10 protein-coding genes are annotated in these 11381 nt (G+C 69.8%); 6 read left to right on the forward strand and 4 right to left on the reverse strand.

Features of this window, described 5'->3' with window-relative positions:
• Positions 1-90: 90 nt before the first annotated feature.
• The 3 genes from ACFWSK_RS36800 to ACFWSK_RS36810 all read right to left on the reverse strand — a co-directional run bounded on the left by ACFWSK_RS36800 (position 91) and on the right by ACFWSK_RS36810 (position 2670).
• A complete protein-coding gene (locus ACFWSK_RS36800) occupies positions 91-1179 on the reverse strand; it encodes a S1C family serine protease (protein ID WP_383796285.1) in 1089 nt (362 codons plus the stop codon).
• Between the two features lie 94 nt (positions 1180-1273).
• The gene (locus tag ACFWSK_RS36805; protein WP_383796288.1) at positions 1274-2032 is read right to left on the reverse strand and encodes a class I SAM-dependent methyltransferase; all 759 of its coding nucleotides are present in this window, start codon (positions 2030-2032) and stop codon (positions 1274-1276) included.
• Between the two features lie 38 nt (positions 2033-2070).
• Entirely contained in the window at positions 2071-2670 is a 600-nt protein-coding gene (locus ACFWSK_RS36810) for a DUF3043 domain-containing protein (RefSeq protein ID WP_383796291.1), read from the reverse strand.
• Positions 2671-2966: 296 nt separating this feature from the next.
• Between ACFWSK_RS36810 and ACFWSK_RS36815 the strand changes: the two genes are divergently transcribed.
• The 5 genes from ACFWSK_RS36815 (at position 2967) to ACFWSK_RS36835 (ending at position 9472) form a co-directional block, all read left to right on the forward strand.
• A complete protein-coding gene (locus tag ACFWSK_RS36815) occupies positions 2967-3749 on the forward strand; it encodes a PspA/IM30 family protein (RefSeq protein ID WP_383796294.1) in 783 nt (260 codons plus the stop codon).
• A 10-nt stretch (positions 3750-3759) separates the two neighbouring features.
• A complete protein-coding gene (locus ACFWSK_RS36820) occupies positions 3760-4038 on the forward strand; it encodes a hypothetical protein (RefSeq protein ID WP_383796297.1) in 279 nt (92 codons plus the stop codon).
• Between the two features lie 128 nt (positions 4039-4166).
• On the forward strand, positions 4167-5459 hold the full coding sequence (locus tag ACFWSK_RS36825; protein ID WP_383796299.1) for a sensor histidine kinase: 1293 nt from the start codon (positions 4167-4169) through the stop codon (positions 5457-5459).
• Positions 5456-6145, forward strand: a complete 690-nt coding sequence (locus ACFWSK_RS36830; protein WP_383796302.1) for a response regulator — start codon at positions 5456-5458, stop codon at positions 6143-6145. The genes ACFWSK_RS36825 and ACFWSK_RS36830 overlap by 4 nt, the downstream gene beginning before the upstream one ends.
• A 177-nt stretch (positions 6146-6322) precedes the next feature.
• On the forward strand, positions 6323-9472 hold the full coding sequence (locus ACFWSK_RS36835) for an efflux RND transporter permease subunit (protein WP_383796304.1): 3150 nt from the start codon (positions 6323-6325) through the stop codon (positions 9470-9472).
• A gap of 95 nt (positions 9473-9567) precedes the next feature.
• On the opposite strand, the gene nadA is transcribed toward ACFWSK_RS36835, so the two are convergent.
• Positions 9568-10755, reverse strand: a complete 1188-nt coding sequence (gene nadA, locus ACFWSK_RS36840) for a quinolinate synthase NadA (RefSeq protein WP_383796307.1) — start codon at positions 10753-10755, stop codon at positions 9568-9570.
• A gap of 221 nt (positions 10756-10976) precedes the next feature.
• Between nadA and ACFWSK_RS36845 the strand changes: the two genes are divergently transcribed.
• Positions 10977-11333 (forward strand): iron-sulfur cluster assembly accessory protein, encoded by a 357-nt coding sequence (locus ACFWSK_RS36845; RefSeq protein ID WP_003969624.1) that lies wholly within the window; start codon positions 10977-10979, stop codon positions 11331-11333.
• Positions 11334-11381 lie beyond the last annotated feature (48 nt).

Consider the following 11381-nt stretch of genomic DNA (forward strand, 5'->3'; position numbering starts at 1 on the left):
GGACAGGCCCGTGCACCGGGCCTGTCCGGCGGCCGGGGAGACGGCAGGGCCACGAACGGCGGACCGTGGGCCCCTCGCCCGCCGAAGACCCTAGATCTCGCCCAGCGTGACCTCGGCCGTCTTCCGCGCGTCACTGCGCAGGTAGGTCACGGTGACCTTCTGGCCCGGCTCGTCGTCCGCCAGGGCCTCCGACAGCGAGGTGATCGTCGTGACCTCGGCGTCGCCGATCTTCGTGATGATGTCTCCCACCCGCAGCCCCGCCTTGTCGGCTGCGCCGCCCCTGGCCACGCTGACCAGCGCCACCCCGGCCGGCCGGTAGTCGTCGTCGACGACCGTCCGGCCGGTGATGTTCAGGGCCGCCCGGCCGGAGTCGGTGACCCTGCCGTCCTTGATGATCTGGTCGGCGACCGTCTTCACCATCGAGACGGGAATCGCGAATCCGATGCCGGGGGCCGCGCTGTCGCCCATCTGCGGGTCCGTCGCGGCCAGGGTCGGGATGCCGATCACCTCGCTGTCGAGGTTCACGAGCGCCCCGCCGCTGTTGCCCGGGTTGATGGCCGCCGAGGTCTGCACCATGTTGGCGATGGTCGCCCCGGTGCCGCCGCCCGCGCGGCTCTCGGTGACGGTCCGGCCGAGGGCCGAGACGATGCCCTGGGTGACACTGCTGGACAGGCCGAGCGGCGAGCCCATCGCCATCACGATCTGCCCCACCGCGACCTTCTCCGAATCGCCGAACTTCGCGGGCTTCAGCCCTTCGGGCATCTCGTCGAGCTTGATGACGGCGAGGTCCTGCTGCGGATAGGCGGAGACCAGGGAGGCGCCGATCACCTTCTCGCCGGTGGCGACGGTGACCTTGAAGGTCTTCTCGTCGCCGACCACATGGGCGTTGGTGACGATGTGGCCCTCGGCGTCGTAGACGATGCCCGAGCCCAGGCCGCTGGAGGCGTCGATCTGTACGACGGACGGCAGGACGTTCTTGATGACGGTCTGGTAGTCGCTCTGCAGATCGTTGGTGGCCCGGGGCACCGGGCCCTGCCGCGCGGAGTCCGACCGGGTGGCTTCGGGCGCGGCGGAGTCGGCGTCCGAGCCGGCACAGCCGCCCACCAGGGAGATCGCGCAGACGCCGGCGGTCAGGGGCAGCAGCAGTCGGCGCAGTCGGCCGCGAGGGGATGCACGCATGTCCGGAGTATCACCAGCGGCCCCGCGCGGAGCCTGCGCTGATACGCCGGTCGGGCGTACGGCGCCGACGCCCCGTACGGCCGTTCCGGGGGTGTCAGCCGCGTACGCCGCAGAGGTGCAGCAGCGCCGCCACCCGGCGGTACGGGTCGGTCCGCCCCGCCCGGTCCTCGACGTCCAGCAGCCGTGCGAGCTCCGGCGGGGCCGGGAGCTCCGCCTCGTTGCTCACGTTGTCGCAGAACACCCGCACCCCGTACCAGGCGTGCAGCGGCGCGGCGATCCCGGCGAGCGTGGCGGTCAGGGAGCCGAGCCGGTCGGCCCGCACCGTGACGCCGAGCCGGTTGGTGTACGTGTCCGTGTCCGTGTCGAACGCGGCGAGTGCCCCGGCGAAGTCCCCGGCGTTCCCGGGCCGCATCGCCAGCGCGTCCGCGTTCCGTACGAGCAGCGAGAGGAGCCCGCCGGAGGCCAGCATCCGGGCCAGGCCCGCCAGCATCGGATCGGGCTCCTCGACGTACATCAGTACGCCGTGGCAGAGCACCAGGTCGAAGCTGCCGGGCAGGAAGTGCACGCCCGTGTCCTGGCCGTCACCCTCGATCAGCCGGACCCGCTCCCGGATGCCCTCGGGTTCGCCCGCGAGTGCTTCCCGGGCGGCCTTCAGCATCGTGCCGTCGGACTCCAGACCGGTCACCGAGTGACCGGCCCGGGCCAGGCGCAGGGCCTGGGTGCCCTGCCCCATGCCGACGTCGAGCACCCGCAGTCGCCGCCCCACCGGGAAGCGCGCGGCTATCTGCTCGTCCAACTGCCGGGCAACGAGCTCCTGGCGGACCGCGTTACGCAGTCCGCCCAGACCCTTCATCCATGCCGGTGCGGCCCCCGTGAAGCCGGAGGCCGCGCTCAGGGCCGCTCTCCGCGCTTGACCTGCGGCTTGGGAAGCCGCAGCCGGCGCATCTGGAGCGTACGCATCAGGCCGTACGCGACGGCGCCGCGCTTCGGGGTGTCGGGGAAGCGCTCCCGCAGCTGCTTCTTGAGCCGGAACGCCAGACCGATCGAGTCGACGACGATCAGCACGATCACACCGAGCCAGAGCAGCAGGGAGATGTTCTGGATGTTCTGGATCTGGATCACGCTGAGGATCAGGATGATCACTGCGAGCGGCAGGAAGTACTCGGCGATGCAGAAGCGCGAGTCCACGAAGTCACGGACAAAGCGCCGGACCGGCCCCTTGTCACGCGGCGGCAGGTAGCGCTCGTCGCCCGTCGCGAGCGCCTCACGCTGCTTGGCCAGATCGGCGCGCCTGGCTTCGCGCTGGCGCTTCATGGCCTCCTTGCGGTCGGTCGGCGTGCTGGAGGCACGACGGCGCTGCGTCTGGGCCTCGCTGCGCTTGGGGGTGGGGCGACCCTTCGGTGACTCGGGGTCGCGGGGCTGCTTGGAGAGGTCCGCCGTCACCTTGCCGGTGGGGGCCTTCTCGTCCTTGGAGGAACGGCTACGGAACACAAAACCCAAGGGTACGGGGTCGGCCGGGAGGAGAACGGACCGGGCGGGAACGATCCGGCAACGGCCCGCGTCCTTAAAGGCATCCCGACAGGGGCAGAACGGACGATGCCGCTCGTTTCCCTGACCTTCACCTACTCCCTGCGCGGGAGCGGTGACCGGCGGCAGTCGTCCTTGGGGAGGAGCACATCCGTGCTCCGACAGTGCGGTAATAGAGACAGGGCCCGTACTGTGGGTTCTGTTGGAGTGCCGGAGCTCAGTCCGTCAGAAGGGGGCGCGCGAAGCCCATGAGCGGTGTCATGAAGCGTATGGGAATGATCTTCCGCGCGAAGGCAAACAAGGCCCTTGACCGGGCCGAGGACCCGCGCGAAACCCTCGATTACTCGTACCAGAAGCAGCTGGAGCTGCTTCAGAAGGTGCGTCGCGGTGTCGCCGATGTGGCGACCTCGCGCAAGCGGCTGGAACTGCAGCTGAACCAGTTGCAGGGCCAGTCGTCCAAGTTGGAGGACCAGGGCCGCAAGGCGCTCGCGCTCGGCCGCGAGGATCTGGCCCGTGAGGCGCTGTCGCGCCGCGCGGCCCTCCAGCAGCAGGTCACGGATCTGGAGACGCAGCACCAGACGCTGCAGGGCGAGGAGGAGAAGCTCACTCTCGCGGCCCAGCGGCTCCAGGCCAAGGTCGATGCCTTCCGTACCAAGAAGGAGACCATCAAGGCGACGTACACGGCGGCCCAGGCGCAGACCCGGATCGGCGAGGCGTTCTCGGGCATCTCCGAGGAGATGGGCGACGTCGGCCTGGCGATCCAGCGGGCCGAGGACAAGACCCAGCAGCTCCAGGCGCGCGCCGGAGCCATCGACGAGCTGCTCGCCTCCGGCGCCCTGGACGACTCGTCCGGCACGGCGAAGGACGACATCGCCGCCGAGCTGGACCGGATCTCCGGTGGTACCGATGTAGAGCTGGAGCTGCAGCGCATGAAGGCCGAACTGGCCGGCGGCTCCTCCGCTCAGCAGCAGGCCATCGAAGGCGGTACGCAGGACGCCGCACCGCAGTCGCAGCAGAGTCCGCACAAGTTCGACAAGCAGTAAGGGCAACGTCATGATCGTACGGATCATGGGGGAGGGCCAGCTCAGGCTGGCCGACAGTCACGTCGCCGAACTCAACAAGCTCGACGACGAGCTGCTCGCCGAGATGGAGAGCGGCGACGGCGCAGGTTTCCGCTCCACCCTCCAGGCACTTCTGGACAAGGTGCGAGAGCTCGGTTCACCTCTGCCGGACGACTCCCTGGAGCCGTCCGGACTGATCCTGCCGTCGTCCGAAGCGACCCTCGAAGAGGTGCGCGCCATGCTCGGCGACGGCGGCCTGATCCCAGGCTGACCTGCCACCCGCTCCAGCACCCGCCTCTGTGCCCCGCCCGGTCCGCCGGCCGCGGGGCACGGTGCTGTAGCGCAATCCGCGCACGTACGGGACGTGGCGGCGCGCGACACGCCGTACCGTAGCTCGACGTGACCACCCTCGGAACCGGCTTCGCGCGTGCCCACCGCTGGCTGCGTGGCCATCCCCTCGCCCTCGACGCGGGGCTCGCCCTGGCTGTGCTCGTCTGCATGATCTGCGCTTCGTTCGCCGACCCGAACCACGGGGCGAACGGACCCTCCTTCGGTACGCGCACCCCCGAACCGCTCAGCGTGTTCCTGATGGTGCTCGGTGCCGCCGCGCTCGTCCTGCGGCGGCGGAGCCCGATGGCCGTGCTCGCCGCCACCGGGGCACTGTCGGCCGCCGAGTTCGTGGTGATGGACCCGCCCGCCCCCGTGGTGATGAGCGCCGTGATCGCGCTCTACACGGTGGCCTCCCGCACCGACCGCCCCACCACCTGGCGGGTCGGCCTGCTGACCATGACGGTGCTGACCGCGGCGGCGATGTTCTTCGGCTCGGCCCCCTGGTACAGCCAGGAGAACCTCGGTGTCTTCGCGTGGACCGGGATGGCGGGCGCCGCGGGGGACGCCGTCCGCAGCAGGCGCGCGTTCGTGGACGCGATCAGGGAGCGCGCCGAACGCGCCGAGCGCACCCGTGAGGAGGAGGCGCGCCGCCGGGTCGCCGAGGAGCGGCTGCGGATCGCCCGGGATCTGCACGACGTCGTCGCCCACCACATCGCCCTCGTCAACGTCCAGGCGGGCGTCGCGGCCCACGTCATGGACAAGCGCCCGGACCAGGCCAAGGAGGCGCTCGCCCACGTCCGGGACGCCAGCCGATCGGCACTCAACGAACTCCGTGCCACCGTCGGACTGCTCCGCCAGTCCGGTGATCCGGAGGCACCCACCGAACCGGCTCCCGGGCTCGCGGTACTCGGCGAACTGGTCAACACCTTCCGCAATGCCGGACTCCCCGTCGAGGTGGCCTGCACCGACCGGAACACCCCGCTGCCCGCCGCCGTCGATCTGGCCGCCTACCGGGTCATCCAGGAGGCGCTGACCAATGTGCGCAAGCACGCGGGAGCGGACGCGAAGGCCGAGGTGAGCGTCGTACGGGTCGGAGCGACCGTCGAGATCACGGTGCTCGACAACGGCAGAGGCCGCACCGGCGAAGGCCCGTACGCGGCCGAGCGCTCCGGCGGTACGGGCGACGGCGGCGGCCACGGACTCATCGGCATGCGCGAACGCGTCACCGCCTTCGGCGGCACCCTCACCGCGGGCCCCCGCTACGGCGGCGGATTCCGCGTCCATGCGATCCTGCCGGTCAAGGCCCGCACGGGTGAGCAGGCGACGTCCGGCGCTCCGGGCGGAACGGGGGGACAGGCGTGAATCCGATCAAGGTACTGCTCGCCGACGACCAGGCGCTGCTGCGCAGTGCCTTCCGGGTCCTGGTCGACTCGGAGCCCGACATGCAGGTCGTGGGCGAGGCGGCGGACGGGGCCGAGGCCGTGGCGCTTGCCCGGTCGACGCGCGCCGACGTGGTGCTGATGGACATCCGGATGCCCGGCACCGACGGGCTCGCCGCCACCCGCATGATCAGCGCCGACCCGGACCTGGCGGACGTCCGGATCGTCATGCTCACCACGTTCGAGGTGGACGAGTACGTGGTGCAGTCCCTGCGCGCGGGTGCGTCGGGTTTCCTGGGCAAGGGCGCCGAACCGGACGAACTGCTCAATGCCATCCGTATCGCGGCGGGCGGCGAAGCGCTGCTCTCCCCGGCCGCCACCAAGGGGCTCATCGCCACCTTCCTCGCCCAGGGCGGGAGCTGGGGCGAGGGGCCGGACGCCGCCGCGTACTCCGAACGGCTCGCCGCTCTGACCGTGCGCGAACGCGAGGTGCTGGTACTGGTCGCGGGCGGGCACTCCAACGACGAGATCGCCGAGCGGCTCACGGTCAGCCCACTCACCGTCAAGACCCATGTGAACCGGGCGATGGCGAAGCTCGGCGCCCGGGACAGGGCGCAATTGGTGGTAACCGCTTACGAATCGGGCCTGGTGCGTCCCCGGGCCGAGTAGCGGGCCCGGCGAGGGTGGAGACGGGGTGTACTCCACCTGCGGTATGCGCGGCATAAGAAAGCAGCCCCGGGGCCGACGATTCGGTCATCGGGAGCGGCGATCGTATAAGCGGGCGGGGCGTGTCCCCCTTGATCGCCCGCCCGTCTTCCGCGTACGCCACAGAAGAGAGACCCACCCATGTCCTGGCTGTCCAGATTCAGCCTCGCGCAACGGGCCCTGATCGGGCTGATCTCGATCGTCGCGCTCGTATTCGGAGCCATCGCGATCCCGCAGCTCAAGCAGCAACTGCTGCCCACCATCGAACTTCCGATGGTGTCGGTGCTCGCCCCCTACCAGGGTGCGTCCCCCGATGTGGTCGCGAAGCAGGTCGTAGAACCGCTCGAGAACTCGATCAAGGCCGTCGACGGCGTCGAGGGCATCACCTCGACCGCCAGCGAGGGCAACGCCGTCATCATGGCGACCTTCGACTTCGGTGCCCAAGACACCAAGCAGCTCGTCGCCGACATCCAGCAGGCCGTGAACCGCGCCCGCATCCAGCTTCCCGACGACGTCGACCCGCAGGTCATCGCCGGTTCGACGGACGACATCCCCACGGTCGTCCTCGCCGTCACCTCGGACAAGGACCAGCAGGCGCTCGCCGACCAGCTGGACCGCACGGTCGTCCCCGCCCTCGACGACATCGACGGTGTCGGCCAGGTGACGGTCGACGGCGTCCAGGACCTCCAGATCTCCGTCACCCCGGACGACAAGAAGCTCGCCGCGGCCGGTCTGACCGTCGGCTCGCTGTCCCAGGCCCTCCAGTCGGGCGGCGCCACCGTCCCGGGCGGTTCGTTCTCCGAGGCGGGCAAGAGCCGTACGGTCCAGGTCGGCGGCGGCTACACCTCGCTGAAGCAGATCGAGGACCTCACGCTCACCGCGCAGAACCCGGCGACCGGCAAGCCCGGCAAGCCGGTCCGTGTCGGTGACATCGCCACGGTGAAGGAGGAGCCGTCCACCGCGGTCTCCATCACCCGTACGAACGGCAGGCCGAGCCTCGCCGTCATGGCGACGATGGACAAGGACGGCAGCGCCGTCGCCATCTCCGACGCCGTCCGCGACAAGCTCCCCGACCTGCGCAAGGACCTCGGCGCGGGCGCCGAGCTGACCGTCGTCTCGGACCAGGGCCCCGCCGTCTCCAAGGCGATCTCGGGTCTGACCACCGAGGGCGCGCTCGGCCTGATCTTCGCGGTCATCGTGATCCTGGTCTTCCTCGCGTCCCTGCGCTCGACCCTGGTCACCGCGGTCTCCATCCCGCTGTCCGTGGTCCTCGCGCTGATCGTGCTGTGGACCCGCGACCTGTCGCTGAACATGCTCACGCTCGGCGCGCTCACCATCGCCATCGGCCGGGTCGTCGACGACTCGATCGTGGTCCTGGAGAACATCAAGCGGCACCTCGGCTACGGCGAGGAGCGCCACGCGGCGATCATCACCGCGGTCAAGGAGGTGGCCGGAGCGGTCACCTCGTCGACGCTCACCACGGTCGCCGTGTTCCTCCCGATCGGTCTGGTCGGCGGCATGGTCGGCCAGCTGTTCGGTTCGTTCTCCCTGACCGTCACGGCGGCGCTGCTGGCCTCCCTGCTGGTCTCGCTGACCGTGGTCCCCGTGCTGTCCTACTGGTTCCTGCGCGCCCCCAAGGGTGCCGAGGAGAACCCGGCGGAGGCCCGCCGCAAGGCGGAGGAGAAGGAGGCGAGCAGCAGGCTCCAGCGGCTGTACGTCCCGGTACTGCGTTTCGCGACCCGGCGCCGGATCACCAGCATCGTCCTCGCCGTCGCCGTGCTGTTCGGCACCTTCGGCATGGTCCCGCTGCTGAAGACCAACTTCTTCGACCAGGGCGAGCAGGAGGTCCTGTCCATCAAGCAGGAGCTCACCGCGGGCACCAGCCTGGCGGCGGCCGACGAGGCGGCGCGGAAGGTCGAGAAGGTACTCGCCGACGAGAAGAACGTCGAGGACTACCAGGTCACGGTCGGCTCGTCCGGCTTCATGGCGGCCTTCGGCGGCGGTACGGGAGCCAACCAGGCTTCCTACCAGGTGACCCTCAAGGACTCGGCCGCCTTCGACGCCACCCAGGAGCGGATCGACGAGGCCCTCGGCAAGCTCGACGGGATCGGTGACACCACCATCGCGGCGGGAGACGGCTTCGGCAGCCAGGACCTGAGCGTCGTGGTCAAGGCCGCCGACGGGGACGTGCTGGAGAAGGCGTCCGAAAAGGTACGCGTCGCGGTCGCCGGGCTCGACGACGTCACCGACGTCCAGAGCGACCTGTCGCAGAGCGTCCCGCGCATCTCCGTGAAGGCCAACGACAAGGCCGCCGCCGCCGGGTTCAGCGACGCCACCCTCGGAGCGGCCGTCGCGGGCGCCGTGCGCGGCACCCCGTCCGGCAAGGCGATCCTCGACGACACCGAGCGCGACGTCGTCGTCACCTCGTCCCGCCCGGCCGCCACCATGGCGGAACTGAAGGACCTCCGGCTCGGCGCGGTCACGCTCAGCCGGATCGCCGACGTCGAACTGGTCCCCGGACCGGTCTCCATGACCCGGATCGACGGTCAGCGTGCCGCGACGATCACGGCGAAGCCCACCAGCGACAACACCGGTGAGGTGAGCGCCGCGCTGCTGAAGGAGATCGACGGGCTGAAGCTTCCGGCAGGCGCCACCGCCACCATCGGCGGCGTATCCGAGGACCAGAACGAGGCGTTCGCCAACCTCGGTCTCGCCATGCTCGCGGCCATCGCGATCGTCTTCATGCTCCTGGTCGCGACGTTCCGCTCGCTCATCCAGCCGCTGATCCTGCTGGTCTCCATCCCGTTCGCGGCGACCGGCGCGATCGGTCTGCTCGTCGCCACCGGCACCCCGATGGGCATCCCGGCGATGATCGGCATGCTGATGCTGATCGGCATCGTGGTGACCAACGCGATCGTGCTGATCGACCTGATCAACCAGTACCGGGCCCAGGGCCTGGGCGTCGTCGAAGCGGTCGTCGAGGGCGGCCGCCACCGGCTCCGTCCGATCCTGATGACGGCGCTGGCGACGATCTTCGCGCTGCTCCCGATGGCGCTGGGCGTCACCGGCGACGGCGGCTTCATCTCGCAGCCGCTCGCCGTCGTGGTGATCGGCGGTCTGATCACGTCCACGCTGCTGACCCTGCTGCTCGTGCCGACGCTGTACGCGATGGTCGAGCTCCGCAAGGAGCGCCGCGCGAAGAAGAAGGCGGCCAAGCGCGAGAGGAAGGCCGGCGTCCCGGGCCCGTCCGGGGAGACCACCTCGGGTGAACCGGAGCCCGCGAAGGCCTGACGCCCTCTGTCACGTACGAAGGCCCCGGCACCGTCTCGGCGGTTTCCGGGGCCTTCTACGTGCGGTTCGGACAGGCCCTCGTGGGCCTGCCGCGCCTACGGCAGCGCCAGCATCCGCTCCAGCGCCAGCTTCGCGTACTTCTCCGTCTCGGGATCGACGACGATCCGGTTGACGAGACTGCCCTCGGCCAGCGACTCCAGCGTCCACACGAGGTGCGGAAGATCGATCCGGTTCATCGTCGAGCAGAAGCAGACCGTCTTGTCGAGGAAGACGATCTCCTTGTCCTCGGCCGCGAAACGGTTGGCGAGGCGCCGCACCAGGTTCAGCTCGGTGCCGATGGCCCACTTGGATCCGGCCGGGGCCGCCTCCAGGGCCTTGATGATGTACTCCGTCGAGCCGACGTAGTCCGCGGCAGCCACGACCTCGTGCTTGCACTCCGGGTGCACCAGCACGTTGACACCGGGGATGCGCTCCCGCACGTCGTTGACGGACTCCACCGAGAAGCGTCCGTGCACCGAGCAGTGCCCGCGCCACAGGATCATCTTCGCGTTGCGGAGCTCCTCGGCGGTCAGACCGCCGTTGGGCTTGTGCGGGTTGTAGAGGACGCAGTCCTCCAGGGTCATGCCCATGTCCCGTACGGCCGTGTTCCGGCCCAGGTGCTGGTCCGGCAGGAAGAGGATCTTCTCGCCCTGCTCGAAGGCCCACTCCAGGGCCCTCTTCGCGTTGGACGAGGTACAGATCGTGCCGCCGTGCTTGCCGGTGAAGGCTTTGATGTCGGCGGAGGAGTTCATGTACGAGACGGGCACGACCTGCTCGGCGACGCCGGCCTCGGTCAGCACGTCCCAGCACTCGGCGACCTGCTCGGCGGTGGCCATGTCGGCCATCGAGCAGCCGGCCGCCAGGTCGGGCAGCACGACCTTCTGATCGTCGCCGGTCAGGATGTCCGCCGACTCGGCCATGAAGTGCACGCCGCAGAAGACGATGTACTCGGCCTCCGGACGCGCGGCCGCGTCCCGGGCGAGCTTGAAGGAGTCGCCGGTGACATCCGCGAACTGGATGACCTCGTCGCGCTGGTAGTGGTGGCCGAGGACGAAGACCTTGTCCCCGAGCTTCTCCTTGGCGACGCGGGCGCGCTCCACCAGGTCCGGGTCGGACGCGGAGGGGAGGTCGCCCGGGCATTCGACGCCGCGCTCGCTCTTCGGGTCGGCCTCGCGGCCGAGCAGCAGCAGAGCGAGGGGCGTCGGCTGTACATCCAGGGGCTGGGCGGTGGTCACGTCACGCACTCTCTCTATTTCTGCGGCGAGCCTTTTCGTCTATTTGACACTATCTATCATAACCGCTTCGTGTCAGTTTGACGATGCCGATAGCGTCGATGTGACGCATCCCCCCGCGGGTGCCGTGTGCGAGCATGAAAAGGAACAGGCAAGCGCCGGCCCGGAATGAATCCGAGGCTCCGACGGTTGCAACGTCGGCAAGCAGTCCGTACAACCCGGGAGAGAAGCAGATGTCCGTATCGGACGAGACCACCACCGTGAGCGACGGCATCCTCCTGTCCGACGCCGCCGCAGCCAAGGTCAAGGGCCTGCTGGAGCAGGAAGGCCGCGAGGACCTTGCGCTGCGCGTAGCCGTCCAGCCCGGCGGCTGCTCCGGCCTGCGCTACCAGCTCTTCTTCGACGAGCGTTCGCTCGACGGCGATGTCGTGAAGGACTTCGACGGCGTCAAGGTCGTGACCGACCGGATGAGCGCCCCGTACCTGGGCGGCGCCTCCATCGACTTCGTCGACACCATCGAGAAGCAGGGCTTCACGATCGACAACCCGAACGCCACGGGTTCCTGCGCCTGCGGCGACTCCTTCAGCTGAGCCCGAGGTTCACGGCACGACGGCGGCGGCGGTCCCGGCATCCGGGAC

Source organism: Streptomyces sp. NPDC058620 (genome assembly GCF_042717135.1).
Classification (GTDB): Bacteria; Actinomycetota; Actinomycetes; order Streptomycetales; family Streptomycetaceae; genus Streptomyces.

Excerpts from the sequence above, each read along its gene's own strand:
- ACFWSK_RS36800 (WP_383796285.1), bottom strand. The coding sequence starts at position 1,179 with ATGCGTGCATCCCCTCGCGGCCGACTGCGCCGACTGCTGCTGCCCCTG.
- ACFWSK_RS36805 (WP_383796288.1), bottom strand. The coding sequence starts at position 2,032 with ATGAAGGGTCTGGGCGGACTGCGTAACGCGGTCCGCCAGGAGCTCGTT.
- ACFWSK_RS36815 (WP_383796294.1), top strand. The coding sequence starts at position 2,967 with ATGAAGCGTATGGGAATGATCTTCCGCGCGAAGGCAAACAAGGCCCTT.
- ACFWSK_RS36820 (WP_383796297.1), top strand. The coding sequence starts at position 3,760 with ATGATCGTACGGATCATGGGGGAGGGCCAGCTCAGGCTGGCCGACAGT.
- ACFWSK_RS36835 (WP_383796304.1), top strand. The coding sequence starts at position 6,323 with ATGTCCTGGCTGTCCAGATTCAGCCTCGCGCAACGGGCCCTGATCGGG.
- ACFWSK_RS36845 (WP_003969624.1), top strand. The coding sequence starts at position 10,977 with ATGTCCGTATCGGACGAGACCACCACCGTGAGCGACGGCATCCTCCTG.